This window comes from Xenorhabdus yunnanensis, assembly GCF_028598805.1.
In the GTDB taxonomy this organism is placed as follows: Bacteria; Pseudomonadota; Gammaproteobacteria; order Enterobacterales; family Enterobacteriaceae; genus Xenorhabdus; species Xenorhabdus yunnanensis.
Window position 1 is genome coordinate 61,387 of record NZ_JAQRFI010000003.1, and the last position, 26,340, is coordinate 87,726.

Genomic DNA, 26,340 nt, shown 5'->3' on the forward strand with positions numbered 1-26,340 from the left:
ATCGTGTTTTTCTATAAAAAACCCGATTGAATCTACAGTAAATGACATCGCCAACTTGAATTATGTGGGCGAGGGGTTCTTTTAAGTTGATATTCTCCATTGATTTGATGCCATTTATTGCTATCAGCTGGGGTTAATTTCATCCGTTTCAAATCAAAAAAATCATAATTAATAGCAACAAAGCCTAATTTTTGGTAAAAAAATTTCGGCATCACGTTCTGCCTTAACTTCTAATATGCCTTGATGGTCCTAGGGTGAGGGATATATTGATCACATGTCTTGATGAATGTGGCATGCCTATTGCTAAACATTGCTCCTATTATAGGTTCATAATACCAACTGAATTTATTTTGCTGGATTTCGTTAAGTGTAGATAGCATACCATGCTGACTCACTTCCTTAATTTTGGCTTGATATTCAGGGTAAAATTTTTCCTCCATAATAATGGTTGAATTATCACCTGTTTCTGCTAGTGCACTATGTTTTTCTCTATTGGGCATGATGATATCCTTTTAAATGATGTTAGCCTCAGCATTGAAATGTCCCCTGCTTTATTTAGATACAATATGAAGTGTTGCTGATTTGTTGATATTGAAAGATTTTTGAGCTGTATATCATGATCAGAAACGCTGTTAAGAAAAAACGCAGTATAGGCAGTATAGAAAATCCGCGCATTCCATAAAAATTCTGATAAAAATTAAGAAATTTTTAGGCTGAAATAGCAACAAACAGTATTTAAAACCTTAATACGCTCTTTATGCGCATTTATCTAGCATTTTATCATTGTTCAATGTTGATTTTATGTGAATGAATTAACATGCTATTCAAATTTTGGTATGCTAATCACTCGAAGCTGGGCATAATTCTAATGTTATGCGAGCAAAATCCTCTGACCTGGCACCCTTGATGATTGTTTTAGGTGATTGTTTTTGGATGATCGTTTTCGATGATCGTTACCGGGTGCAGACAGCCGGGTATATAAAATGACAATGAGAGCGAGGAGAAAGTCGTGCTAGAAGAATACCGCAAGCACGTAGCCGAGCGTGCAGCTCAAGGCATCGTCCCTAAACCGTTAGACGCAGCTCAAGTAGCAGCGCTGGTCGAATTACTGAAGAACCCACTTAAAGGTGAAGAAGATTTCCTGGTAGATCTACTGACCAATCGTGTTCCTCCTGGTGTAGATGAAGCCGCTTATGTTAAAGCAGGTTTCCTTACTGCCGTTGCTAAGGGGGAAACGGCTTCTCCTTTGGTTACACAGGAAAAAGCCATTGAATTATTGGGGACTATGCAGGGTGGATATAATATCCATGCTTTAATTGATGCCCTTGATGATGAAAAACTAGCTCCGATTGCGGCGAAAGCACTTTCTCATACTTTGCTGATGTTCGACAGTTTCTATGATGTGGAAGAAAAAGCAAAAGCGGGTAATGCCCATGCCAAACAGATCATTGAATCATGGGCTGATGCAGAATGGTTTCTTGAACGCCCTGAATTGGCAGAAAAAATTATAGTCACAGTCTTTAAGGTCACGGGTGAAACAAACACTGATGATCTTTCTCCTGCTCCTGATGCGTGGTCACGTCCTGATATTCCTCTACATGCTTTGGCAATGCTCAAGAATGCCCGTGAAGGTATTGAGCCTGATCAAGCCGGTGCTGTAGGGCCGATTCAACAAATCGAAGTATTGAACAAAAAAGGCTATCCATTAGCTTATGTTGGTGACGTTGTTGGTACGGGTTCCTCCCGTAAATCGGCAACTAATTCTGTCTTGTGGTTCATGGGAGAAGACATTCCGTTTGTACCCAATAAACGTGGGGCAGGCGTGGTACTGGGCGGAAAAATTGCACCAATTTTCTTCAACACTATGGAAGATGCAGGTGCGTTACCAATCGAGGTAGATGTTTCTAAACTTAATATGGGTGATGTGATTGATATCTACCCGCATAAAGGTGAAATCCGAGATCATGAAACAAATGAGTTGTTATCTACTTTTGAACTGAAAACCGAAGTCCTGATTGATGAAGTACGTGCCGGTGGTCGTATTCCATTGATTATCGGTCGCGGTTTGACTGGTAAAGCACGTGAATCACTGGATTTGCCACATAGTGATGTATTCCGTCAGGCAAAAGCCGTTGCGAAAAGCGATCGTGGCTTCTCATTGGCACAGAAAATGGTTGGCCGTGCTTGTGGTACAGTCGGTATCCGTCCGGGGGAATATTGTGAACCTAAGATGACCTCTGTTGGCTCTCAGGATACCACTGGGCCAATGACACGGGATGAATTGAAAGATTTGGCGTGTCTGGGTTTCTCTGCGGATCTGGTTATGCAGTCATTCTGTCATACAGCCGCTTATCCAAAACCTGTGGATGTGACTACACATCACACTCTGCCTGATTTCATTATGAACCGTGGTGGGGTATCTCTGCGTCCGGGAGATGGTATTATCCATTCATGGTTGAACCGCATGTTGCTGCCAGATACTGTGGGTACAGGCGGAGATTCTCATACTCGTTTCCCAATTGGTATTTCTTTCCCGGCTGGCTCAGGGTTGGTAGCATTTGCGGCCGCAACAGGCGTAATGCCATTGGATATGCCAGAATCTGTACTGGTTCGCTTTAAAGGAAAAATGCAGCCAGGAATCACCTTGCGTGATCTGGTTCATGCCATTCCTTACTATGCAATCCAACAAGGCTTGCTGACTGTTGAGAAGAAAGGCAAGAAAAACATTTTCTCTGGCCGTATTCTTGAGATTGAAGGTCTGCCAGAACTCAAAGTCGAGCAGGCATTTGAGTTAGCTGATGCATCGGCGGAACGCTCTGCGGCAGGATGTACCATTAAACTGGATAAAGAACCAATCATTGAATATCTGCAATCGAACATTGTATTGCTGAAATGGATGATTGCGGAAGGTTATGGCGATCGCCGGACATTGGAACGCCGTATTATAGGCATGGAAAACTGGCTGAAAGATCCTCAATTGTTGGAAGCGGATACAGATGCTGAATACGCTACTGTTATTGAAATTGATCTGGCGGACATTAAAGAACCCATTTTGTGCGCGCCTAACGATCCCGATGATGCGCGTTTGTTATCTGAAGTTGCTAACAGCAAAATTGATGAAGTTTTCATTGGTTCTTGCATGACTAATATTGGTCACTTCCGCGCAGCAGGTAAATTGCTGGATCAGCACAAAGGCCAGCTACCGACTCGTTTGTGGGTTGCTCCTCCGACTAAAATGGATGCAGCGCAATTAACGGAAGAAGGCTATTACAGCGTCTTTGGCAAGAGTGGGGCACGCATTGAGATCCCGGGTTGTTCATTGTGTATGGGAAATCAGGCGCGTGTGGCTGATGGTGTAACCGTAGTATCCACATCTACCCGTAACTTCCCTAATCGCCTTGGCACAGGTGCAAATGTTTACCTTGCGTCTGCGGAATTGGCTGCGGTGGCTTCTTTGTTGGGCCGCTTGCCAACGCCAGAAGAGTATTTGCAATTTATGGATAAGGTCGATGAAACCGCAGCAGATACTTATCGCTACCTCAATTTTGATCAATTGAGCCAATACACTGAAAAAGCGGATGATGTGATCTTCCAAACAGCAGTATAAAAAAGTATATTGCAATGAGTGGGGAGGCAAATGCCTCCCTTTTTTTGTATCTATCATTTTTTTGTATCAGTTTGTGGACTGCCTCAGAGGTGGAAGTAGCGAAACTGTTTAAAATCCAAATAGGTTATTTGAAGTCTGTAATAATGGGAGGTATGTGATGGAATATGAATTTATGCAGGACATTACCGGTCAGGTAACAACATCCTTTTCAATGGATCATGAAGCTATCGGTCATTGGTTGAATGAAGAAGTGAAAGATGATTTGAGTATATTGGATAAAATCACTGTAGCTTTGCAAGAGATTAAAGGCAGTGAACGTCAGTGGCAGTTGTCTGGTCATGAATATACGCTATTGATGAGCGAAGATGAGATCATGATTAGGGCTAATCAACTCCAATTTGATACAGAGGTTATAGAAGAAGGAATGAGTTACTACGATAACGAGAGTCTGGCTTTTTGTGGGACAGACGATTTTATCGATATGTTGGCTGATTACAGAGAATTTATTTTGCAAAAAAATAGAGCATAAGTATTAATGTTCAATCAATGAAGGCTCTCTGCCATAATCTATATTCCATCACATTTTTATGTTGTGACAGTGGCTTTCTATTTTTTGAACAGAAAATTTTTTTAAATAGAAACCTATTTTTGAACAGGAATCTATGTCTATTGCTGGTGTTGGTTGCGAATTACAGCATTGAATGGGAATAGGTTCCAACAATAACGGTGGGCTTTGTATGGAAGAGATCAATCTGTCAAATGAGATTGATAAAGCGGCAAGCTGGTTTGCCAGCAATCAGGATCTACTGATTCAGTATGCGGTAAACATTGTATCTGCCATTTTGATTCTTATCGTTGGCTTATTTGTAGCTAAATTGGTTAGTAAAGCAGTTAAGCGTGTTATGTCATTGCGTGGCATTGATACCACCATTTCTGATTTTCTATCCGCGATTATTCGTTATGCCATTATAGCGTTTACGATTATCGCTGTTCTTGGGAAATTGGGAATTCAAACTGCATCTGTGATTGCAGTAATCGGTGCCGCAGGTTTGGCGGTTGGTCTGGCATTACAAGGTTCACTGTCTAATTTTGCAGCTGGTGTTTTGTTGGTAATTTTTCGTCCACTTCGTACTGGTGAATATGTCATTATTGGAGCGGTGGAAGGAACTGTCGTGCAAGTACAGATTTTCTCGACAACATTGCGTACAGCAGATGACCGCATTGTCGTGATTCCCAACGGTAAGATTATTGCGGACAATATTATCAATACCAGCCGTGAACCTAACCGCCGTACCCAAATTATGGTAGGGGTTGCGTATAACGCGGATATTGATGAAGTGAAAAGAGTGTTGAGTGATGTGATTAAAGAAGATAAACGTATTCAACATGAAAAAGGTGTCACTATTCGCTTGCATGAAATGGCGCCTTCATCATTGAATTTTGTGGTTCGTGTGTGGACCATCAATGGTGATGCCTGGAATGTATATTGGGATTTGATGGAAAACTTTAAGCGTGCTTTAGATAAGCACAATATCAACATTCCATTCCCACAAATGGATGTTTATCTGCATCAGCAAAATATGGCCTTACAGAAGAAGGCAGACGAATAATTAAAATATCGCGGTGTGAGAATTTCTCTTTCTCACACCAAATTAGATTTCTCTCATTTTTTTGATTTTAAGTTTGCATAAAACCACCATTATTTTTCCTAATGATGTATTAGAATGATTCATTTCTCCTAATACTTAATCTTGCCTAATATGCATAGATAACGTAACTAATTGAATATTTATTAGGGATCTTTGCATGTTTTCGACATTTATCCAGGGCTTTTTTCTCAGTGCTGCGATGATTCTCCCGCTTGGACCACAAAATGTATTTGTAATGCAGCAAGGGAGCAGGAAGCAGTTCCATTTAATGAGTGCAGCGTTATGCTCTGCCAGTGATGCTCTCCTCATCGCTGCGGGGATATTTGGTGGAAGTGCTTTGCTGGGGCAATCGATACTTTTATTGCAGGCTGTGACATGGGGAGGTGTTGCATTTTTACTATGGTATGGATGGGGAGCTTTTCGAACAGCGCTATCAGCGGAAGCCGAACTTTCCCGTACTGAAAAAATTATCCAAAGCCGTTGGCGAGTCATAGTAACGTTAGTCGCAGTAACATGGCTGAATCCCCATGTTTATTTGGATACTTTTGTTGTATTGGGAAGCATAGGGGGACAATTATCAGCAGAGCTTAGACCGTGGTTTACTACCGGAGCGGTAATGGCATCGATCAGCTGGTTTTTTGCATTGTCATACTTGTCTGCGTGGTTTTCACCTGTGCTTAATCAGCCTCGGGCACAACGAATTATCAATATTTTTGTTGGCTGTGTGATGTGGTACATTGCTTGGGGATTAATTAAGCAAGGATATAGATTTTTTATTGATTACAATACTTCTCTATAGATAGTGTGCTAATGTTTTTGCAAGCACCTTACTAATGTAACTTTGTTGTATTTAAGGAGGTTTTGTGAAACGTAAATCACTGGTATTGGTCACGATAATGGCTCTGGGAAGCTTATCTTGCATGACTGCTTCCGCTGCTGATTCGCTCTCTGTTCCACATATTTCCATTTCTGGCAACGCGATAGTTAAAGCAGCACCAGATATGGCTACGTTGATAATCTATGTGAGTGAAACTCAAAAAAGTGCGGCAGATGCAAAGAAAAAAGTAGATGCACGCGTCGCGAAATATTTTGGTTTTCTAAAAAATAGTGGCATCGAAAAGAAAGATATTGATGCTGCCAATTTGCGCACTCAGCCAGAATATCGATATGAACAAAAGATGGGAAAATCAAGTATTACGGGTTATAAAGCGTCACGTTCAGTTGAAGTGAAGGTTCACAAACTGGATAAACTGAATGTTTTACTGGATGGAGCCTTGAAAGCAGGTTTGAATGAAATTAGCTCCGTTCAGTTTAGTGTAGATAATCCACAACGTTATCGTGATGAAGCCAGACAAAAAGCCATTCAGAATGCCATTCAACAGGCAACTGTATTGGCAAAAGGGTTCAGCGGTAAGTTGGGCCCTGTATATAGTATTAATTATCGTGCACCTGAAGCTGTGCCTGTACCAATGAGCCGTCTGAAATATCAGACAGCTCTGATGGCAGCATCAGCCTCTGATTCGGCCAGTGAAACTTACGAACCTCAGAGCATTGAGTTTTCTGATCACGTTGATGCGGTTTTTGAGTTACAGCGTTAATGAGCATCATCTTCCTGACGTAACATCTGGCGCCCTAGTTTCAGCAGGGCGTCAGTGACTTTTCTCATCGCTCCGCTTTCTGGGGCAAAACGATGCCAATAAAGCATGCGGCGTTGATACAAGCCTGGCGTTAGATCGACTAGTTCACCGGCTTTTAGCTCTTTGTCGATTTGCAGATGTGGGATCATACAACAAGTCGAACCTTGTTTTGCCAATTGAACGAATGCCTCGGAAGAATTCATGATATGGCAGGGCACACTTCCCGGTGATAAATCAAAATTCTGCTGTAAAAATGCTTGATGCATATCATCTAAATGGTCGAATGCAACAGCAGGTGCTTTCAGTAGTGCCAAACGCGTGACTCCATTCTGGAAAAAACGGTTTGCAAACTCTGGAGAGGCAACAAACAGGTAATCCAGAGCACCTAATTTATCAACCAAACAGCTTGGCAGAGGCTGAGGCTGAATACTAATCGCCCCGACGACTTCGCCACGCCGTAAACGCTCTTGAGTCCGGGTCTCATCTTCTACCTGAATATTTAGCCGAATGGGCAAATCAGACAAAACAGGGTGGAGAGCCGGTAAAAACCATGTTGCCAAGCTATCCGCATTAACAGCAAGAGAAAGTAATAATGGGATCTCATTACTATTTTCATCGCCGAGCCATTGCGCTTCCAGCAGTTCTACCTGATGTAATAGCGCAAGCAGCTTTTGCCCTTGTTCTGTGGGATGGGGGGGCACAGTGCGTACCAATAGCGGTTGACCAAACATATTTTCTAATTGTTTGATTCTCTGGGATACCGCTGATTGGGTAATACAAAGCTTTTGTGCTGCTCGCTCGAAACCACGTTCTCTAATCACTGCATCTAATGCTTGCAATGATCGATAATCAGGACGTTTCATTGAAAATAAGATTCTCCGTGTTTGTTCTTTTTGTGTGATATAGCCCAACATCTTGAAGCGTTAAAACCATTATGTGGCCTAAATAGCACTATGCCATAAATAGCACTATGCCATATTTTTTCATGAGATGAGCCAATATTGTTTATACTAGCCGTCAGATTTTTTCTTGTAACTGATTATAGGCTGTGATCGATATGACTCAGGATGAACTGAAAAAAGCAGTAGGTTGGGCGGCATTGGAATACGTTAAACCAGACACAATTGTTGGTGTTGGTACAGGCTCTACGGCTGCGCATTTTATTGATGCGTTAGGAACTATCAAAGATAAAATTAAAGGTGCGGTGTCTAGCTCAGAAGCATCGACAGAGAAATTAAAAAGTCTTGGCATCCCTGTGTTTGACTGCAATGAGGTTGACACTTTGGATATTTATGTTGATGGTGCTGATGAAATTAATGGTCAAATGCAGATGATCAAAGGCGGCGGTGCAGCATTAACCCGAGAAAAAATCATTGCGGCGGTTGCAAAGAAATTTATCTGCATTATTGATTCTTCTAAGCAAGTCGATGTGTTAGGTAAATTCCCTCTGCCAGTTGAAGTCATCCCAATGGCACGAGCTTATGTGGCCCGTGAGTTGGTGAAGCTGGGTGGAACACCGGTTTATCGTGAAAACGTAGTGACAGACAATGGCAATGATATTCTGGATGTTCACAACCTCTCTATTGTTGATCCTGTTGAGTTAGAAAATAAAATCAATAGAATCGTTGGCGTGGTAACGGTGGGTCTTTTTGCTAATCGAGGAGCTAACGTGGTACTGGTAGGTACTGCGGATGGCGTTAAAGCGCTCACTAAATAATCGTTTTTGAGGGTGGAATATCCTGCCCTCAAAATATTTTTGCATTTATTCAAAAAAAGAAATTTAGTGATATATATCACTCCGTTGTCTAAATAAAACTCGAAATCCTGTCTTTTTTCTGTAACGAATCATTTTACTTTGCATAACAACTTATTTACTGTTGCTTATTCTGTAATATAAGCAATCGATTGTATTGCCGTTGCTGTTTTTTTTGTTATTTTGGTGGAATCGATATGCATTATGGAAGTTAGTGCAATTTTAGTACAACTTTAGTACAACTAGGGCGGACAAATGGTTAAGGTATCTTTAGAAAAGGATAAAATTAAATTTCTGCTACTGGAAGGTGTTCATCAAAGCACAGTAGACAACTTAAAAGCAGCAGGATACAGCAATATTGAGTATCACAAAGGGGCGTTAGAGCCTGAAGCGTTGAAAGAAGCGATTCGTGATGCCCGATTTGTGGGGATTCGTTCCCGTACTCAGCTGACGGAAGAAATTTTTTCCGCAGCGGAAAAGCTGGTTGCAATCGGGTGTTTTTGTATTGGCACTAATCAAGTTGACCTGAAAGCTGCTACAAAACGTGGTATTCCTGTATTTAATGCACCTTTTTCCAATACTCGTTCAGTAGCTGAAATGGTATTGGGTGAGTTGCTGCTGCTATTGCGGCGTATTCCTGAGGCAAATGCAAAAGCGCACAATGGGGTATGGGATAAGCAGGCAAAAGGCTGCTACGAAGCGCGTGGGAAAAAATTAGGTATTATCGGTTACGGGCATATTGGCACACAGCTTGGCATTTTAGCTGAAAATATTGGTTTGAATGTCTATTTCTATGATATTGAAAATAAATTACCACTGGGTAATGCACAGCAAGTTCATCATTTATCTGAATTGTTGAATATGAGTGATGTTGTCAGCCTGCACGTCCCTGAAACAGTTTCAACTAAGAATATGATTGGTGTGGCAGAATTAGAATTAATGAAGCCAGGTTCAATTTTGATCAATGCATCACGTGGTACTGTAGTTGATATTCCGGCACTCAGCGAAGCGCTGGAAACAGGGCATCTCTCTGGTGCAGCTATTGATGTGTTTCCTCAGGAACCTACAACAAACAACGATCCTTTCATTTCACCATTAAGCAAGTTTGATAACGTACTGTTGACACCACATATTGGAGGATCAACACAAGAAGCCCAGCAAAATATTGGTTATGAAGTCTCAGGTAAGCTGGTCAAATACTCTGACAATGGTTCTACACTGTCGGCAGTTAACTTCCCTGAGGTATCGCTCCCTGTTCATGCCAAGGATAGTCACCGATTACTGCATATCCATGAAAACCGCCCTGGTATTTTAACCAGCATTAACCAAGTGTTCACTGAACAAGAAATCAATATTGATGCTCAATATTTACGGACTGACAGCGATATTGGTTATGTGGTGATTGATATCACGACGCAAAATTCAGCCCAAGCTGAATTGGTCCTGCAGAAATTGAAAGCCTTGCCGGGTACTATCCGTTCTCGTTTGCTTTACTGAAATATGATTGGCTGAGATATAATTGCCCGTTAACAAGAGCAATTATTGATTAAGACGAGATTCATTAGAAAAGGGGCTATTGAAAATACAATAGCCCCTGTTGATCATTTAGAGATTTATACCCATCGCCATACTTTTTCTGGTGTAATAATTTCTGGCAGAGGGATATCCCAACTCGCATTGGGTAATTTTTCAACTAACTGAAAATTGTGAGCTAATCCAATAGGATAAAAATTCTGTTGTTGCCATCTTGCGAGAGTCCTATCGTAGAAACCACCCCCCATGCCTAAACGTTGCCCTGTATAATCGAAAGCGACAAGTGGAATAAGCATGACATTCAGTTCAGAGATGGGTAAAACCTGTCGGACATCCAACTGAGGCTCTTCTATGTTAAAGCGGTTCCTAATAAGGGGGGTATCGGCGCAATAACGAAGAAACAGCAGGTGATTCCGGCTGAAGGGATGCAAGATTGGCAAATAGACCTGTTTATTTTGTTGCCAAAGTTGTTGAATCAGCGGTCGTGTATCTAATTCCCCATCAAAGGAGAGATAGAGGGCGATTTTATCTGCTTGCTGGATCTTAGGGTGAGCCATGACCTGTTTAACGGCTTGCTGTGCAAACTGTGATTGTTGTTCAGGAGATAGGCTTTGACGTAGTTGGCGAATTTTTTTTCTAATGGATTTTCGGAGAGAAAAGAAAGAATCTGATTGCATGATACCTGCCTATTAATTAATGCAGAAAAGGATACAAAACAGATAAAAATGTGGGGTTCTCCAAGATGCCGTTGCAGGTGGTAACCCTTGAACCCTTGGTTCAAGGTGAACGCAGAGTCGTTTCTATTAGGCTTCTTGGTCTAGGCCAAGCATGCTCACAAGAAACAGAGCACCACATTCTATGGATATGAAATATCGGCTCAGGGGACTTACCTGCTCACGAACACCTCAGAGAAATTTTTTGTTGCTTAACTACCTAAATAGACTCTAAGCAACGCTATGAAGCCTATTGTATGGAACTAAATGAAGAAAGCAACTGCTTATATTAATCTATAGTGACTACTGCCTGATTTATCAACAAAATTTAGCTGATAGGTCGGAGTATCAGCTAATTTTACCTTGTTCTAACAGTGCTTTTTCAATGGACTGCTGGAGCATTCTTATTTTTTGTTCCATATTGGAGGCATAATCATGGGTTTTCATCTTCTCCTGTGCCAACTCGTGACAGACATTCAGTGCCACAATAAAAACCAGTTGCTCAGTGTTAGTTACTCTGGTGCGTTCTTTGAGGTTATGCAAACGCTGATCAAGTTCCTCAGCAGCAGCTTGCAATGCTTCGATCTGCTCTGGTGGACAATTGACACGTAATGACCGCCCAAAAATCTGAATATCTACTGGCTGTGCAGACATGACACCTTCCTGATTTATTACTGTGCCGACACCTTGATTTTGACATATACCCCTTATCTTTCAAATTGCGGCTTTATTTGGCGGAGCTGCAATTTGAAATCTATTGGGCATAAATACATTTTGGTATAAAAACAAGGCCGACACCAATCATTACCGTACAATACCAAAAGCTTCCCTTTTTCTTCCCTTCATCTTTCAATCTGCTGCTTTTGGGCAATGTTCACTCATCCCAGCCAGTTAGCTATAGATACAAAATAATCTATATTTCTGGGGATGGATGTCCTTCCCTCACGCTGCAACTCGAAATCTATTGAGGATATATCGGTGTGTGCTGTCTGGTATAGCGACTCCCCTTGATGGTAGCATAGCATGAACTTATATCGCCAACGATGATCAATATACATGTCTATACAAAACTCATTACCTAATTATCAGTCATTTGATGAAATTTTGCATCAACAGTCCGTTGCGCTGACAGCAGCAGAAATGCATGGCTTAATCAGTGGATTACTATGTGGTGGAAATCATGATAGTAGTTGGCAGACATTGGTGCATGATCTCACGAATGATGGTTTGGCATTTTCTCAGGTTTTGGCTCAGCCACTCAGGGAATTGTATGAAACGACGTTTGAATCACTGGATAACAGTAATTTCTCGTTTCATCTGTTACTTCCTAGTGACGAGGCCGGGATTTTTGAATGTGCAGATGCGTTGGCGGGATGGGTGAATCACTTTCTGCTGGGGTTAGGAGTAGCGAATCCAAAATTGACAGAAAGGCCGGAAATTAAGGAAATTGTCACCGATTTACGTAATATCGGTATGTTGGGCTATGACGAAAGTGAAGATCAGGAAGAATTATCTCAAGCCCTTGAAGAAATACTGGAATATATTCGTGTTGCAGTTCAACTCTGCTATATCGCGTTAGTGACACCTAAAACAGCAGGCAATGTAAAAAACGAAAAGCCAACGTTGCACTGATTGGCGATATTTATCCAATAGATTTCAAATTGCAGTGTAATGGCTGAAAGGAATCCTCAGAGACGTAGCTGATTGTATGATCAGGGGAGTGAATACGACTAACCAAACAGCGATTTGAAAGATAAAAAGCATAATAATCAAATAATGGAATTGCAGGAGAGGGTATGACTAAGCAAGAGTATTTATCCCGTCGTCAGGCATTATTGTCAAAAATGGCGCCAGCCAGTGCTGCTATTATTTTTTCAGCCTCGCCTGCGACACGTAATTCAGATAGTGAATATCCCTACCGTCAGCACAGTGATTTTCTTTATCTGACAGGTTTCAATGAGCCGGAAGCAGTTCTGATACTGATCAAAAGCAATGAAACCCACAATCATAGTGTGTTGTTTAATCGAGTTCGTGATTTGACTGCGGAAATTTGGTTTGGTCGCCGTCTTGGTCAAGAAGCTGCACCGGAAAAATTGGGGGTGGATCGTGCTCTGCCATTTGATGATATCAATGAACAACTTTATTTGTTGCTGAATGGCTTGGAAGTGATTTATCACGCTCAAGGAGAATTTGAGTACGCTGATAAAATCGTATTTGATGCTTTGGATAAATTGCGCAAAAACGGCCGTCGTAATCTCAGTGCTCCAATGGTTATGGCAGATTGGCGTCCGTGGGTGCATGAAATGCGCCTGTTTAAATCAAAAACAGAATTGGAAATCATGCGTAAAGCTGGGGAAATCAGTGCCCAAGCACATACCAGAGCGATGCAGGTTTGCCGTCCTGACATGTTTGAATACCAGCTTGAAGCCGAAATTCACTATGAATTTACCCGTCAGGGTGCCCGCTACCCTGCTTATAACACCATCATTGGAGCGGGAGAAAACGCTTGTATCCTGCATTACACTGAAAATGAGCGTCGCATGAAAGACGGCGATTTAGTGTTGATCGATGCCGGTTGTGAATATGAAGGATATGCTGGTGATATTACGCGGACATTCCCGGTAAATGGTAAGTTTACGCGCCCTCAACGTGAAATCTATGACATTGTGCTGGAAGCCATCAACCTTTCCCTTGAACTGTACAGACCGGGTACCAGCATAAACAAGGTTACGGAGCAAGTTGTACGCGTCATGGTGGAGGGATTAGTTAAATTGGGAATTATGCATGGTGAAGTCGAACAATTGATCGAAACCAATGCTTATCGCCAATTTTTCATGCATGGTTTGAGTCACTGGCTGGGGTTGGATGTGCATGATGTAGGCGATTACGGTGTTGATCGTAATCGCATCCTGGAACCCGGTATGGTGCTGACTGTAGAGCCTGGGCTTTACATTGCACCAGATGCGGATGTCCCGCAGGAATACCGTGGTATCGGTATCCGTATTGAAGATGACATTGTGATCACGGAAACAGGAAATGAAAACCTGACCGAATTTGTCGTGAAAGATCCGGATGAGATAGAAGCTCTGATGGCACAGGCAAAGCACAATTAAGATAAAAGTAATCAAGAAAGGTTAGAGTAATCAGGAAGCTATAATGAACGTGATTATTGTGGGCGGAGGAATGACGGGAGCTACATTGGCTCTGGCTATTTCTTCGCTGAGTCGGGGGCAATTGCAAGTCTCCTTGATTGAAGCAGCAGAACCCACTCAGGAACATCCCGGTTTTGATGCAAGGGCTATTGCTTTGGCTTATGGGACATGTCAGCGCTTGAATCAGATTGGCATCTGGCCTGCGCTGCAACATTGTGTTACCCCAATAACTCACGTTCATGTCAGCGACCGTGGTAATAGCGGTTTCGTCAATATCAGCGCTGCTGATTATGATATACCGGCATTAGGCAATGTGGTTGAACTACATGATGCTGGAATCCATCTTTTTGATTTATTAAAACAGTCTCCAAATATTAAACTTCACTGTCCGGCCAGAGTGAGTTCCGTTGACCGTTTGGAAAGTTCTGTGGTGGTTACGCTGGATAATGGTGAAAAATTGACAGGAGAACTGTTGGTAGCTGCGGATGGTAGTCACTCTGCGATAGCTCAAGCGTGCAATATACCATTCCAGCGGCAATCTTATGAGCAGACAGCAATTATTGCCAATGTACTGACTTCTGAACATCCTCAGGGAAGGGCATTCGAGCGTTTTACCAAACATGGTCCATTGGCGCTGTTACCTATGTCCGAGGGGCGTAGTTCGCTGGTATGGTGTCACCCACTGGAAAAACAGTCAGAAATCAATAACTGGAACCAAAATGAATTCCTTCAACATCTGCAAAAAGCATTTGGCTGGCGTTTGGGGAAAATACTGGAAACCGGCCAACGACACAGTTATCCATTAGCTTTGTCGACAGCCAGTAGGCAGGTTAGCCACCGTCTGGCCTTGGTAGGCAATGCATCCCAAACCTTGCACCCGATCGCCGGTCAGGGTTTTAACCTAGGGATGCGTGATGTTATGGCTCTGGCACAAGTTATTTCAGCTGCTGCTGCTTCAGGGCAAGATATTGGTTCCTATAAGGTCTTGGCACAATATCAGCAACAGCGTCAAGCAGATCGTGAAACCACCATTGGAATCACAGATGGATTGGTCAGGGTATTCGCTAATGGCTATTTACCGTTAAAAATTGGGCGTAATTTGGGCTTGATGACGATGGAAATATTACCACCAATGCGGGATCTATTTGCCTGTCGGACATTGGGTTGGGTTGCACAGTCACCATTGGCAGATTAAGAGGAAAGAAAAAATGCAATCATTTGATGTGGTGATCGCAGGGGGCGGAATGGTTGGCCTTGCGCTGGCCTGTGGTTTGCAAGGTAGCGGTTTGCGCATCGCGATTGTAGAAGAATATCCACCGACAAAGCCATTTGATGCCAATGGTGAATATGCGTTGCGGGTTTCAGCCATCAATGCAGCCAGCGAACGATTACTAACCCACTTGGGTGTCTGGCAGGATATCCTTGCGATGCGAGCCAGACCTTATCAGGGCATGGAAGTTTGGGATCAGGATAGTTTCGGGCGTATTCAGTTCAATGTGGCGGAAAATGGCCTGACGCACTTGGGCCATATCATAGAAAACCATGTAATCCGACAAGCGCTCTGGCAACGTGCGGAAAGTCTGCCAGACGTGATGATTTTTACTCCATCCTCTCTTAAGAATGTTGCTTGGGGCGAAAACGAAGCCTTCATCACTTTATCTGATGAAAGAATGCTGACTTCACGTTTAATCGTTGGTGCAGACGGAGCTCATTCTTGGTTGCGCCAACATGCAGATATCCCGCTGACTTTCTGGGATTATGAACACCATGCACTGGTGGCGACAATTCGTACTGAGGAACCTCATAACAATGTTGCACGTCAGGTTTTCCATGGTGATGGAATACTGGCTTTCCTGCCACTGTCAGATCCTCACCTATGTTCGATTGTTTGGTCATTACCGGCTGGATTTGCGCAACAGCGTAAATCTATGGAGCCGGAACTGTTTAATCGGCAACTGAGCGTGGCATTTGATATGCGTCTTGGTCAATGTGAACTGATCAGTGATCGACAAACCATTCCATTGATGGGACGTTATGCCCGCAATTTTGCTGCTCATCGATTGGCACTATTGGGTGATGCGGCACACACTATCCACCCATTGGCTGGTCAGGGCGTCAATCTAGGATTTATGGATGTAGCAGAACTGATCGGTGAATTGAGTCGCTTGAACCAGCAAGGAAAAGACATCGGTCAGTATCTCTATCTGGGGCGCTATGAACGTCGCCGTAAACACAGTGCTGCGATTATGCTCGCGGGTATGCAGAGTTTCCGTCAGCTATTTGATGGTAATAATCCGGCTAAAAAATTATTGCGTGGAATTGGATTAACACTGGTTGATCACTTACCAGGAATGAAACCGCAATTGCTTCGCCATGCAATGGGACTCAATGATCTCCCTGATTGGTTGATTTCTCAAACCTCTTCAGTTGAAAAAATCTAATTCAGCTCATTATTTATAATTAGTTTTTCTAATGTTGAACTAAAGTGTGTTAAGTGGATTTGCTTCACACTTTAGTCTTTTTCTAATCTAAAAATATTGTTTCTTGCTGTTTATTAAAAATTTTGAGTGTTATGACACAATAAATTAGATAAAAATTCCGCATGATAGTGAGTGGTTTTCAGGGTTGTCACTACAGCTTAGCTAATTTATTTTATGGTTCATTTCCTGTTTCAGTGATAACTTCTGATCCCAAGGTATCGTTTGCGTTATTAACCGCTTTTTTGCTTCATGATCCAACACCTGTCGGTTAATACGCCGTATGTTTTTTCAGGTCACGAATGTTTTCATGTCAAGAATGGAAAGAGGGAAATAATGTCAAAACACACTCCACTATATGATCAACATCTGGCATGCGGAGCACGCATGGTAGATTTTCATGGCTGGATGATGCCTCTGCACTATGGCTCACAAATCGACGAGCATCATACAGTGCGTACTGATGCCGGTATGTTCGACGTTTCCCACATGACAATTGTGGATCTACACGGTACTGGTTGCCGTGATTTTCTCCGTTACCTTCTGGCCAATGACATTGCCAGGCTGACCGAGCAGGGCAAGGCACTTTATACCGGAATGTTAAATGCTTCTGGCGGTGTCATTGATGATCTGATTGTCTACTTCTTCACTAATAACTTTTATCGCATGGTTGTTAACTCGGCGACCCGTGAGAAAGATTTAGCATGGATTAACCAACATGTTGAGAAATATGACGTTGAGATTACCGTGCGTGATGATTTGGCTCTGATTGCTGTTCAGGGGCCAAACGCGCAAGCCAAAGTTCAATCGTTGCTAAGTGATGAACAGAAGCAAGCAGTAATAGAGATGAAACCTTTCTTTGGCGTTCAGTCGGGAAATCTATTTATTGCAACGACGGGTTATACCGGTGAAGCAGGTTATGAAATTGCATTGCCTAAAGAACAAGCGGCAGATTTCTGGCAACAGTTGTTGGCAGTAGGTGTGAAACCCGCTGGGTTGGGGGCACGTGACACATTGCGCCTCGAAGCAGGTATGAATCTTTATGGTCAGGAAATGGATGAAACCATTTCACCACTGGCAGCCAACATGGGATGGACAATAGCGTGGAAACCGGAAGATCGTCAGTTCATTGGTCGTGAAGCATTGGAGAAGCAACGTGAAACAGGCACTGAACAATTGGTTGGGTTGGTCATGCGTGAAAAAGGAGTATTGCGTGGTGGTTTAACTGTCAGCTTCACTAATGATTCAGGCGAGATGCGTTCCGGGGTTATTAGCAGTGGAACATTCTCCCCGACCTTAGGATTTAGCATCGCTCTTGCACGTGTACCGCAAGGTATTGGTGAACAGGCAGTTGTCCAGATCCGTAATCGTGAAATTCCCGTTCAGGTTGTTAAACCGGGCTTTGTACGGATGGGTAAATCGCTAGTAGAGTAATTTTTAGTTGTAATGTTTTGATTATTTTAACGTTTTAATTGTTGTAACGTTTTGCTCAATGAACGAAAAATAAGGAGATGGCAACTATGAGTCATGTACCAGCAGAATTAAAATATACAGAATCACATGAATGGGTTCGTTCGGAAGGTGATGGTGAATACACCATAGGTATTACCGAACATGCCCAACAATTATTGGGAGATATGGTATTTGTTGATTTGCCTGAAATAGGCATAGAGGTAAATAGTGGTGATGATTGTGCCGTTGTTGAATCAGTCAAAGCGGCATCTGATATTTACGTGCCACTGAGCGGTAAGATTATCGCTGTTAACCCCGGGCTGGAAGGTTCTCCCGAATTAGTGAACAGTGAACCCTATAACGAAGGTTGGCTGTTCCGCATCAAAATAACTGATGAAAGTGAACTCGCTAATTTGCTTGATGCTGAAGGTTATCAGTCACTCTTGGAAGAAAGCGAGTAACTGTATTTGAGCGCCCCATTCACAATGTGATATGGGGCGTTTTTTTTATGTGCCGTTTTTTATAGCCAACAGATTTCAAGTAACAGAACATAACGCTGTAACTTGCAAGTTAAAGGCATAGTTAGTTTCAGGAAATTATCATCAATGACTCAGACATTAATCCAACTTGAAAATCAAGGTGAATTCATTCGTCGCCACATTGGTTCTTCTGCTGAACAACAAACAGAAATGCTGGTGATAGTAGGTGCAAATTCTCTTGATGATCTGACCAACAAAATCGTTCCCCGTGATATCGCATTATCAGAGCCTCCTGCGGTTGGTGAAGGCGCGACTGAACAGCAGGCATTGGCTGAATTGAAAGTGATGGCGAGCCAGAACCAACGCTATCAATCGTATATCGGTATGGGATACACACCCTCAATACTTCCCCCTGTCATTTTGCGTAATTTGTTGGAAAACCCTGGCTGGTATACTGCATATACCCCCTACCAACCAGAAGTTTCTCAAGGTCGATTAGAAGCTTTACTGAATTTCCAGCAAGTTACCATTGACCTGACGGGATTGGATCTTGCCTCAGCTTCATTATTGGATGAAGCAACGGCGGCCGCAGAAGCCATGGCAATGGCAAAACGGATCAGCAAGCTGAAAGGCGCTGAGCGTTTCTTTGTGGCAGATGACATTCATCCACAGACGTTGGATGTTGTGCGGACCCGTGCTGAAACATTTGGATTTGAAGTCATTGTTGATAAAGCAGAAAAAGTACTGGAACTGGAAGGGATCTTTGGTGTCCTGCTGCAACAAGTCGGAACGACGGGCGAAGTTCACGATTACAGTGACCTTATTGCAAAACTGAAAGAACGTAAAATCATCGTCAGTGTTGCCACAGACTTTATGGCACTGGTCATACTGACAGCGCCGGGTAAACAAGGTGCTGACATTGTATTTGGTTCTGCCCAGCGTTTTGGTGTGCCGATGGGATACGGTGGCCCTCATGCAGCTTTCTTTGCCTGCCGTGATGAATTCAAACGTTCCATGCCAGGTCGTATTATCGGTGTTTCCCGTGATGCAGCAGGCAATAAGGCGCTGCGCATGGCGATGCAAACACGTGAGCAGCATATTCGCCGTGAAAAAGCGAACTCCAATATTTGTACTTCTCAAGTTTTGCTGGCGAACATTGCGGGAATGTATGCCGTTTACCACGGTTCAGAAGGTCTGAAGCGCATTGCTGACCGTATCCATCGATTGACAGACATCCTGGCTGCTGGCTTGCAAAAAGCGGGCGTCACACTGCGTTATAAGACATGGTTTGATACGTTGACCATTGAAGTATCAGATAAGGCTCAGGTACTGGCAAGAGCGGAAAAAGCGCACATTAACCTGCGTACCGATATTCTTGGTGCTGTTGGGGTATCATTGAGTGAAAAAACCAGCCGTGATGATTTGATAACCCTGTTTCAAGTGATAACGGGTTCTGACTCAGAACTGGATATCAAGGCTCTTGATCTTGAAATAGCGGCAGCCAGCCAATCTATTCCTGCCTCCATGCTGCGTAATGACGAAATTTTGACACATGACAACTTCCGTCGTTACCATAGTGAAACCGACATGATGCGATATATGCACAGTCTGGAGCGTAAAGATCTGGCGCTGAATCAAGCTATGATTCCACTGGGTTCATGTACCATGAAACTGAATGCAGCAGCGGAAATCACACCGATTACATGGCCTGAATTTACCGATATGCACCCTTTCTGCCCAGCAGAGCAAGCGGAGGGTTATCATCAGCTGATCAGCCAGCTTTCCCATTGGTTAGTACTGCTGACCGGATATGATGCATTTTGCATGCAGCCCAACTCCGGTGCACAAGGGGAATATGCTGGTCTGCTGGCAATTCGTCGCTATTACACTAGCCGTGGTGAGCAACATCGCCATGTTTGCCTGATCCCAAGCTCGGCTCACGGTACAAATCCTGCTTCTGCACATATGGCGGGCATGGTCGTTGTTATTGTGAACTGTGATAAAGAGGGCAACATCGATCTGGTTGATTTGCGCGAAAAAGCGGAAAAACACAGTAACGATCTTGCTTGTATCATGGTGACTTACCCCTCAACTCACGGTGTATATGAAGAAACCATCCGTGAAATCTGCGATGTCATTCATCAAAATGGTGGTCAGGTTTACCTTGATGGCGCGAATATGAACGCTCAAGTGGGGATTACCACACCGGGCTTTATTGGCGCAGATGTTTCACATTTGAACCTGCATAAAACCTTCTGTATCCCACACGGCGGCGGCGGTCCGGGCATGGGGCCGATTGGCGTGAAAAAACACCTTGCCCCATTTGTGCCTGGTCATTCAGTGGTAGAAATGGACGGAGTCACTACATTAGGTGCAGTATCCGCAGCGCCATTTGGCAGTGCATCGATTCTGCCAATTAGCTGGATGTATATTCGCATGATGGGAGCAAAAGGGTTGAAACAAGCCAGCCAAGTTGCGATCTTGAATGCAAATTACATCGCATCCCGCCTGAAAGGAGCCTATGAAATCCTCTATACCGGACGTGATGGATATGTTGCCCACGAATGTATTCTGGACATTCGCCCATTGAAAGAAGAGTTCGGTATCAGTGAGATGGATATTGCCAAACGTTTGATTGACTATGGTTTTCATGCTCCAACCATGTCATTCCCGGTTGCGGGAACCTTGATGGTTGAGCCAACAGAATCAGAAAGCAAAGTTGAAATTGATCGTTTCATTGACGCAATGCTGGCAATTCGGGAAGAAATCAACAAAGTAGCAAGAGGAGAATGGCCTTTGGAAGACAACCCATTGGTCAACGCACCACACATCCAGACTGAACTGATTTCTGATTGGAATCACGCATACAGCCGTGAAATTGCCGTTTTCCCAACAGTGGAAACCAAAGCCAATAAATACTGGTCGACAGTTAAACGTCTCGATGATGTCTACGGGGATCGCAATTTACATTGCTCTTGTGCGCCGATTGACGATTATCGTTAATGGCGATTTATGAATATGCGATTAAACCCTCGTCCAGCAGGACGGGGGTTTATAATTAGTGAAGATATCAAAAGTGTTTTCACAGCACGCCAGCGACTTTTTCTTAAAAGTATTTTTTTCTTTAGTGTATGAGAAAAGCGTAACATAGCGGCTTCGATTTTATAGGCAACCAAGGAAGAATAACCTAATATCCAACCTTGTTTTTTGTTACCTTCACTCTGGTCGTTAGATACAATATCGGACATTCTTACTATGATGATACTTCAAGTTTCACATACATTTCTTTCTCAAACAACCTCCACCAGCGTGCCGGTCTGGATGGAATTTTATTACTTCTATAGTTAGCTAAAGTTAACCTTCCCTTTAATCGTAAACATAATTGCCTGTGTTTTTATTAATAACACACAATTATTGTTTAGTGATTTCATGATTTACATTATTTCTTAAATAATCTCATAACAATTTTAAAGATATGGTAAAGGCGATATTGGCTGTAGCTAATTTGTGGCGTGCCTTTTCCATACTTAAATTATGACCGTAGGAGTTATAGGTAATGTCATTTTATAAGAATATCAATTCAAATAAACAAGCTGGGGTGCGTAATTGGTTTGGATTGTTGGTGTTAATGCTGCCTGTTTTATTAGTTACTGTGGACAATACTATTTTGGGATTCACCGTTGTTTCAGTTTTAACCGCATTATCTGCATCGCCAGAACAATTAATTATTGGTCGCGCAGCTCTTGGTTTTTTTGGAGCTATGCTGATGCCATCAACGCTGGCTTTGATTAGCTGTCTTTTTTAAGATCGTGAACAGCGTTGTATTGCTGTTGCTATTTGGGCAACAACTCTAACCGTTGGCTCGGCTCTAGAGCCTGTTATTGGCGGTATTTTATTACAATATTTTGACTGGAATTCCATTTTCTTACTGGCTGTGCCTGTATTGGTGCCTTTATTGATTTTTGGCTCCATTTTATTGCCTGCATCTGAGCAAAAACAGACCAAGTTTATTGACGGTTATAGTGTCTTATTATCAATTCAGGCCAGATTAGCGCTGGAAACACTGGCTGGCGCTTATGCAGTAGCTGATTCATTGTTGGGTATAGAAAGGCAACTACTGGTGGATGCAGCGAAGTACTCTTTTACCAATGCCATTTATATGACAAGTTGGTTGACTGCAATATTGACCGGAATTGTAGCTTTGGTTGCTTGGCATTTAATTAGAAAATCTGAAAAAACAAATATAGTTTAACCTTAACGATCTGATAGGGATATTTGGTGAAATATAGGCACGTTTTTAGGTGCCTATTCTATCCTGTTTTTCATTGACAGTCAGTTGGTGCGAAAATAATAGAAAGAGACGTTTATGATAGCATTACGACATCAAGGCCCTCGCTTGATAGCAGCGGTTATTAACTGAATATGTTTAATTACTTGAGTACGTTTAAAAATTTAAATTGAAGCTGTCAGAGTCCATACAGACTTTGACAGCTTAATTTAAAAGATCAAGACGGGAGTTATTTCAGCCAACCTTTTTCTTTTGCTGCTTCCAATTGTGGCAGCAGATATTCCCATAGCTCAGGGTAACTTTCGGAAACAAAATGAAGCAGGTTGTAAACTTGCTCAAAGCGAATATTGTTCTCAACCCAGCTCTGCCCTTGGTTATGCAGGTTCATAAATACCGGCATAATTCTATCGAGTGTTTTGGCAAATAGCGCTTCAGGAGTGATGGAATCTTCGTATTCGTACCAAAGTTCCAGAAAATAATCGCGCTGAGTTTCCGGCAATAACCCAAAAATACGGTTGGCCGCTTTAACTTCCTGTTCGTGAATAGCTTCACGGGCAGCCAGATCGAACGCGATAACATCACCTGCATCGATCTCAACAATGTCATGAATCAAAGCCATTTGCACGACGCGACCAATATTGACCTCCCCGGCATAAGGAGCAAAGCCAAGCACAGCAAGAGCAAAATGCCAGCTATGTTCAGCAGAGTTTTCATGGCGCATGTTGTTCAATAATTTCGTTTTGCGATGGACATATTTTAACTTATCCAGCTCCATGATAAACGCAATGACATCGGTGAAAGGGCCGAAACTAACAGGAGGTACAGCTAATGACATACAAAAACCTCAATAATTATTTTTCTTCGTCTAATGAATAGGGCAATACTTGAATGGTAATCGTACCGCCTTCATCTTCACGGATACGAAATACGCTTTCTATTTCCATATCATTATTCATGACCACTTGTACCCAGATTGAATCATCAACTAGTTTGACCGCCGCTAGCACCGAGCCTGTCCGACGCCATTTATCACCTAATTGCCATTCCAAATCGTCACTAGCAACAGGCAGAGACGAGGCATTACCTGCCAGCCAATACATAGCACGTTTGTTTGCCCCACGATACTTGGCCCGGGCCACCATTTCCTGACCGGTATAACAGCCTTTCTTAAAGCTGATACTGTTTTCGATTGCCTGAAGGTTTGTCGCTTGTGGAATAAATTGTGCGCTGCTGGCGGCATCAATCACCGGGAATCCTGCTTCAATCTCCAGTGCCAGCCATTGCTGACTATCATTTAACTGCGACTGGAACTCTTCGACTAATGTTTCCGTTAATTTAACGGCAGTTGTTCTGTCTGTAACTAAAAGGAAACGTTCAGCGGGAAGCGTGAAGTGGAGAAGCGTTGTAGTTTCGTACTGAATAACGGGGGATTTGGTATCGGGCAGGGTTGGGAAGAGTGTTGCCAGCGCTTCCCGGCTTCCTGTTCCGGCTACACCAAGCAAGATACTTTCTTCATCTTTGGCAAACGTCACTTTGGAAAACACGGCGTATTTTTTTAATTCAGTTAATTGCGCTTCCAATAATGAGCGACGGGCAATATAGGCAAAACCTTCACCGCGCTGAAACAGCCGTAAGTTACTCCACATCTTGCCTTTGGCATCACAATGTGCGGTTAACACATGCTGGTTATCATTCAGAGAGGTAAGATCTGCTGTAATTTGTCCTTGCAGATACTTTTCCGCATCAGCTCCAGTAGTTGCCACTATTCCCCAGTCATCAAGGGAAATTAACGTCAGTGGGAGTGTTGCAGAAGGGGATGGATATTGTTCAGAAAACGGAATTTGGTAAGCCATAGCAGCTCCTGCCAGTAAACTATCTGAGAAATAACACTAATGGTAAAAGAGAAGTAGCTTAATGCAAAGGGGTTATTCTTGTTATTTATGGATGATGAATTTATTACCAATCTGTTGCGATATACTTCGCAACTTGTCGATATATCTAGTGATTCCACCCCGGTTAGTGATGAAAAATAGGTCAGAATCGTTGATAATCTTGCCCGACTATGAAATTTTGCAACCGTGATCATATTTAAAACACCGGGTAACTTGTTAATCTTTCGTGCTCTAATTGTCACGATCTTATTCTTCCCTGATCTTAATATTGCTGTCTCAATGGCACGAATGAAAATGAAAAAGAGGCTTTTTAAACATGGATATTGATAATAAAGCACGTATTCACTGGGCATGTCGTCGTGGAATGCGTGAACTGGATATTTCTATCATGCCATTTTTTGAGTATGAATATGATTCATTGAATGATGATGACAAACGGATTTTTGTTCGTTTGCTGGAATGTCCAGACCCTGATCTTTTCAATTGGCTCATGAATCATGGACGGCCTGAAGATGACAAGCTTTACCATATGGTGAAATTAATCCAAAGCAGAAACCAAGCCCGTGGTCCTGTGGAACAATAAACTAAGGGAATCTCGCCATACTCGCCTGTTTTCCACGGGCGTACATGGCGCAGTTGCAATTGCGGCTTTATTGGCTCCCTGGTCAATTAACGGTGTTTACTTCTGGCTTCCATTGTTTGCCATCATCATTAGCAGTTGGATGTGGAGTCAGAAAAATATTCGGCAATGTCAGGGCAGGCTGATACTGTTCAAAGGCAAAAAAGTGCATTGGCAAAAAGCCGCTTGGAGCATTACTCAGCCACCGTGGTTCCATCGTTATGGAATGGTCGTTATGCTCCATGCCTTTAATCAAACAGAAAACATGCGCTATCAACCGCCAATCCGATTATGGGTGGCATCAGATAGTATGTCACCTGAGGCGTGGCGTCATTTGAATCAACTAATGCGCCAATACTCTGATAGCTAAAATGGACAACTAAAACAGCGCTTCCATTTCAGCCAATATTTGCATGCACCATTCGCTTATACGTTCATCTGTTTGTTCGAATTGGTTTACATCATCCAGAGCTAGCCCGACAAATTGTTTGCCATCTTCGGACAACGGTTTCGGGCTGGTAAATTCATAACCTTCTGTCGGCCAGAACCCAATAAACTGTACACCTGTCGGTAGCAAGTGGTGATACAGCATTCCCAATGCATCCAGAAACCACTCACTATAATCGATTTGATCTCCCATTCCATACATAGCAACGATTTTCCCTGCCAGATCCAACGAGGGAAGTTGATCCCATATAGCCTGCCAATCTTCCTGTAGCTCCCCGAAATCCCAAGTTGGGATACCGAGGATCAGGACAGAATATTCTTCCATCAATTGGGGATCACAATCCTTGACATTATGTATGTCGATCAGATCTTCACCGAGTATATCGCGTATTTTTTCTGCTACCATTTCTGTATAGCATGTACTGGAACCGTAAAAGAGACCAATTTTCATCATTATTTATCAGGGAGTTTCGAATATCAGGGGCGGTATTGTAACAGAATAATTGCTTTTTCAGGCATAATAGCCGACAGGAAGGCACAGATAGGCAGACAGAAAGGAGGGCTTGTGCCAAAAGAACACAACCTGTCAGACAAGCATTCATCGGAAAATAATTCACTTAAACAGAATTCAACGGAGCCATA

Annotated in this window: 24 protein-coding genes, 1 other RNA gene and 1 pseudogene; 18 read left to right on the plus strand and 8 right to left on the minus strand. The window is 42.8% G+C overall.

Annotation, left to right across the window (positions count from 1 at the left end):
- Positions 1-230: 230 nt before the first annotated feature.
- Positions 231-500 carry a hypothetical protein gene (locus PSI23_RS02015; RefSeq protein WP_273553496.1) on the minus strand — a complete coding sequence of 90 codons (270 nt, stop codon included), beginning with the start codon at positions 498-500 and terminating at the stop codon, positions 231-233.
- A 509-nt stretch (positions 501-1,009) separates the two neighbouring features.
- Between PSI23_RS02015 and acnB the strand changes: the two genes are divergently transcribed.
- The 5 genes from acnB (at position 1,010) to PSI23_RS02040 (ending at position 6,854) form a co-directional block, all read left to right on the plus strand.
- Complete coding sequence (acnB, locus tag PSI23_RS02020) at positions 1,010-3,607, plus strand: bifunctional aconitate hydratase 2/2-methylisocitrate dehydratase (protein ID WP_273553497.1); 2,598 nt, start codon at positions 1,010-1,012, stop codon at positions 3,605-3,607.
- 157 nt (positions 3,608-3,764) lie between these two features.
- Positions 3,765-4,136: a YacL family protein gene (locus PSI23_RS02025; RefSeq protein ID WP_273553601.1), complete on the plus strand. Its 372-nt coding sequence runs from the start codon at positions 3,765-3,767 to the stop codon at positions 4,134-4,136.
- A gap of 208 nt (positions 4,137-4,344) precedes the next feature.
- Positions 4,345-5,217, plus strand: coding sequence for a small-conductance mechanosensitive channel MscS (gene mscS, locus PSI23_RS02030; protein WP_273553498.1), 873 nt, complete (start codon positions 4,345-4,347; stop codon positions 5,215-5,217).
- 196 nt (positions 5,218-5,413) lie between these two features.
- Positions 5,414-6,055, plus strand: coding sequence for an arginine exporter ArgO (gene argO / locus PSI23_RS02035; protein WP_273553499.1), 642 nt, complete (start codon positions 5,414-5,416; stop codon positions 6,053-6,055).
- A gap of 64 nt (positions 6,056-6,119) precedes the next feature.
- Positions 6,120-6,854 carry an oxidative stress defense protein gene (locus tag PSI23_RS02040; protein WP_273553500.1) on the plus strand — a complete coding sequence of 245 codons (735 nt, stop codon included), beginning with the start codon at positions 6,120-6,122 and terminating at the stop codon, positions 6,852-6,854.
- Here PSI23_RS02040 and PSI23_RS02045 read toward each other — a convergent pair.
- Positions 6,851-7,756, minus strand: a complete 906-nt coding sequence (locus tag PSI23_RS02045) for a LysR family transcriptional regulator ArgP (protein ID WP_273553501.1) — start codon at positions 7,754-7,756, stop codon at positions 6,851-6,853. The genes PSI23_RS02040 and PSI23_RS02045 overlap by 4 nt on opposite strands.
- A gap of 194 nt (positions 7,757-7,950) precedes the next feature.
- Between PSI23_RS02045 and rpiA the strand changes: the two genes are divergently transcribed.
- Both rpiA and serA read left to right on the plus strand, forming a co-directional pair.
- Positions 7,951-8,610 (plus strand): ribose-5-phosphate isomerase RpiA, encoded by a 660-nt coding sequence (gene rpiA / locus PSI23_RS02050; RefSeq protein ID WP_273553502.1) that lies wholly within the window; start codon positions 7,951-7,953, stop codon positions 8,608-8,610.
- A gap of 291 nt (positions 8,611-8,901) precedes the next feature.
- Complete coding sequence (gene serA / locus PSI23_RS02055; RefSeq protein ID WP_273553503.1) at positions 8,902-10,143, plus strand: phosphoglycerate dehydrogenase; 1,242 nt, start codon at positions 8,902-8,904, stop codon at positions 10,141-10,143.
- Positions 10,144-10,259: 116 nt separating this feature from the next.
- Here serA and PSI23_RS02060 read toward each other — a convergent pair whose 3' ends face one another.
- The 3 genes from PSI23_RS02060 to zapA form a co-directional block, all read right to left on the minus strand.
- Entirely contained in the window at positions 10,260-10,856 is a 597-nt protein-coding gene (locus PSI23_RS02060) for a 5-formyltetrahydrofolate cyclo-ligase (RefSeq protein WP_273553504.1), read from the minus strand.
- 53 nt (positions 10,857-10,909) lie between these two features.
- Positions 10,910-11,094: non-coding RNA, 6S RNA (gene ssrS / locus PSI23_RS02065), on the minus strand.
- Positions 11,095-11,240: 146 nt separating this feature from the next.
- Positions 11,241-11,546, minus strand: coding sequence for a cell division protein ZapA (gene zapA, locus PSI23_RS02070; RefSeq protein ID WP_273553505.1), 306 nt, complete (start codon positions 11,544-11,546; stop codon positions 11,241-11,243).
- 402 nt (positions 11,547-11,948) lie between these two features.
- On the opposite strand from zapA, the gene PSI23_RS02075 reads away from it, so the two are divergent.
- The 9 genes and pseudogenes from PSI23_RS02075 to PSI23_RS02115 form a co-directional block, all read left to right on the plus strand.
- A complete protein-coding gene (locus PSI23_RS02075) occupies positions 11,949-12,524 on the plus strand; it encodes a YecA/YgfB family protein (RefSeq protein ID WP_273553506.1) in 576 nt (191 codons plus the stop codon).
- A 164-nt stretch (positions 12,525-12,688) separates the two neighbouring features.
- Positions 12,689-14,005 carry a Xaa-Pro aminopeptidase gene (gene pepP / locus PSI23_RS02080; protein ID WP_273553507.1) on the plus strand — a complete coding sequence of 439 codons (1,317 nt, stop codon included), beginning with the start codon at positions 12,689-12,691 and terminating at the stop codon, positions 14,003-14,005.
- Positions 14,006-14,048: 43 nt separating this feature from the next.
- A complete protein-coding gene (gene ubiH / locus PSI23_RS02085) occupies positions 14,049-15,239 on the plus strand; it encodes a 2-octaprenyl-6-methoxyphenyl hydroxylase (protein ID WP_273553508.1) in 1,191 nt (396 codons plus the stop codon).
- A 13-nt stretch (positions 15,240-15,252) separates the two neighbouring features.
- The gene (gene ubiI / locus PSI23_RS02090; protein WP_273553509.1) at positions 15,253-16,485 is read left to right on the plus strand and encodes an FAD-dependent 2-octaprenylphenol hydroxylase; all 1,233 of its coding nucleotides are present in this window, start codon (positions 15,253-15,255) and stop codon (positions 16,483-16,485) included.
- Between the two features lie 372 nt (positions 16,486-16,857).
- Positions 16,858-17,955 carry a glycine cleavage system aminomethyltransferase GcvT gene (gcvT, locus tag PSI23_RS02095; protein ID WP_273553510.1) on the plus strand — a complete coding sequence of 366 codons (1,098 nt, stop codon included), beginning with the start codon at positions 16,858-16,860 and terminating at the stop codon, positions 17,953-17,955.
- Positions 17,956-18,041: 86 nt separating this feature from the next.
- On the plus strand, positions 18,042-18,434 hold the full coding sequence (gene gcvH / locus PSI23_RS02100) for a glycine cleavage system protein GcvH (RefSeq protein WP_273553511.1): 393 nt from the start codon (positions 18,042-18,044) through the stop codon (positions 18,432-18,434).
- Positions 18,435-18,578: 144 nt separating this feature from the next.
- The gene (gcvP, locus tag PSI23_RS02105; protein WP_273553512.1) at positions 18,579-21,455 is read left to right on the plus strand and encodes an aminomethyl-transferring glycine dehydrogenase; all 2,877 of its coding nucleotides are present in this window, start codon (positions 18,579-18,581) and stop codon (positions 21,453-21,455) included.
- A 553-nt stretch (positions 21,456-22,008) separates the two neighbouring features.
- A complete protein-coding gene (locus tag PSI23_RS02110) occupies positions 22,009-22,257 on the plus strand; it encodes a hypothetical protein (protein ID WP_273553513.1) in 249 nt (82 codons plus the stop codon).
- 15 nt (positions 22,258-22,272) lie between these two features.
- Positions 22,273-22,704 (plus strand): annotated as a pseudogene (locus tag PSI23_RS02115) (hypothetical protein); the annotation flags it as partial.
- 265 nt (positions 22,705-22,969) lie between these two features.
- Here PSI23_RS02115 and PSI23_RS02120 read toward each other — a convergent pair.
- Together PSI23_RS02120 and ygfZ are read right to left on the minus strand one after the other, a co-directional pair.
- Positions 22,970-23,575: an HD domain-containing protein gene (locus PSI23_RS02120; RefSeq protein ID WP_273553515.1), complete on the minus strand. Its 606-nt coding sequence runs from the start codon at positions 23,573-23,575 to the stop codon at positions 22,970-22,972.
- 16 nt (positions 23,576-23,591) lie between these two features.
- Positions 23,592-24,593, minus strand: coding sequence for a tRNA-modifying protein YgfZ (ygfZ, locus tag PSI23_RS02125; protein WP_273553516.1), 1,002 nt, complete (start codon positions 24,591-24,593; stop codon positions 23,592-23,594).
- 355 nt (positions 24,594-24,948) lie between these two features.
- On the opposite strand from ygfZ, the gene sdhE reads away from it, so the two are divergent.
- Positions 24,949-25,215 carry an FAD assembly factor SdhE gene (gene sdhE / locus PSI23_RS02130; RefSeq protein ID WP_273553517.1) on the plus strand — a complete coding sequence of 89 codons (267 nt, stop codon included), beginning with the start codon at positions 24,949-24,951 and terminating at the stop codon, positions 25,213-25,215.
- A complete protein-coding gene (locus PSI23_RS02135; RefSeq protein ID WP_273553518.1) occupies positions 25,196-25,621 on the plus strand; it encodes a protein YgfX in 426 nt (141 codons plus the stop codon). The genes sdhE and PSI23_RS02135 overlap by 20 nt, the downstream gene beginning before the upstream one ends.
- 9 nt (positions 25,622-25,630) lie before the next feature.
- On the opposite strand, the gene fldB is transcribed toward PSI23_RS02135, so the two are convergent.
- A complete protein-coding gene (gene fldB / locus PSI23_RS02140; RefSeq protein WP_273553602.1) occupies positions 25,631-26,149 on the minus strand; it encodes a flavodoxin FldB in 519 nt (172 codons plus the stop codon).
- Positions 26,150-26,340 lie beyond the last annotated feature (191 nt).

Bases quoted from the DNA above. Each gene is read 5' to 3' on its own strand.
- PSI23_RS02110 (WP_273553513.1), top strand. From the start codon at position 22,009: ATGTCATTTTATAAGAATATCAATTCAAATAAACAAGCTGGGGTGCGT.
- gcvH (WP_273553511.1), top strand. From the start codon at position 18,042: ATGAGTCATGTACCAGCAGAATTAAAATATACAGAATCACATGAATGG.
- gcvP (WP_273553512.1), top strand. From the start codon at position 18,579: ATGACTCAGACATTAATCCAACTTGAAAATCAAGGTGAATTCATTCGT.
- ubiI (WP_273553509.1), top strand. From the start codon at position 15,253: ATGCAATCATTTGATGTGGTGATCGCAGGGGGCGGAATGGTTGGCCTT.
- serA (WP_273553503.1), top strand. From the start codon at position 8,902: ATGGTTAAGGTATCTTTAGAAAAGGATAAAATTAAATTTCTGCTACTG.
- PSI23_RS02015 (WP_273553496.1), bottom strand. From the start codon at position 500: ATGCCCAATAGAGAAAAACATAGTGCACTAGCAGAAACAGGTGATAAT.
- PSI23_RS02060 (WP_273553504.1), bottom strand. From the start codon at position 10,856: ATGCAATCAGATTCTTTCTTTTCTCTCCGAAAATCCATTAGAAAAAAA.
- pepP (WP_273553507.1), top strand. From the start codon at position 12,689: ATGACTAAGCAAGAGTATTTATCCCGTCGTCAGGCATTATTGTCAAAA.
- fldB (WP_273553602.1), bottom strand. From the start codon at position 26,149: ATGAAAATTGGTCTCTTTTACGGTTCCAGTACATGCTATACAGAAATG.
- zapA (WP_273553505.1), bottom strand. From the start codon at position 11,546: ATGTCTGCACAGCCAGTAGATATTCAGATTTTTGGGCGGTCATTACGT.
- PSI23_RS02045 (WP_273553501.1), bottom strand. From the start codon at position 7,756: ATGAAACGTCCTGATTATCGATCATTGCAAGCATTAGATGCAGTGATT.
- ubiH (WP_273553508.1), top strand. From the start codon at position 14,049: ATGAACGTGATTATTGTGGGCGGAGGAATGACGGGAGCTACATTGGCT.
- mscS (WP_273553498.1), top strand. From the start codon at position 4,345: ATGGAAGAGATCAATCTGTCAAATGAGATTGATAAAGCGGCAAGCTGG.
- PSI23_RS02075 (WP_273553506.1), top strand. From the start codon at position 11,949: ATGTCTATACAAAACTCATTACCTAATTATCAGTCATTTGATGAAATT.
- PSI23_RS02120 (WP_273553515.1), bottom strand. From the start codon at position 23,575: ATGTCATTAGCTGTACCTCCTGTTAGTTTCGGCCCTTTCACCGATGTC.
- rpiA (WP_273553502.1), top strand. From the start codon at position 7,951: ATGACTCAGGATGAACTGAAAAAAGCAGTAGGTTGGGCGGCATTGGAA.
- gcvT (WP_273553510.1), top strand. From the start codon at position 16,858: ATGTCAAAACACACTCCACTATATGATCAACATCTGGCATGCGGAGCA.
- sdhE (WP_273553517.1), top strand. From the start codon at position 24,949: ATGGATATTGATAATAAAGCACGTATTCACTGGGCATGTCGTCGTGGA.
- argO (WP_273553499.1), top strand. From the start codon at position 5,414: ATGTTTTCGACATTTATCCAGGGCTTTTTTCTCAGTGCTGCGATGATT.
- ygfZ (WP_273553516.1), bottom strand. From the start codon at position 24,593: ATGGCTTACCAAATTCCGTTTTCTGAACAATATCCATCCCCTTCTGCA.
- PSI23_RS02025 (WP_273553601.1), top strand. From the start codon at position 3,765: ATGGAATATGAATTTATGCAGGACATTACCGGTCAGGTAACAACATCC.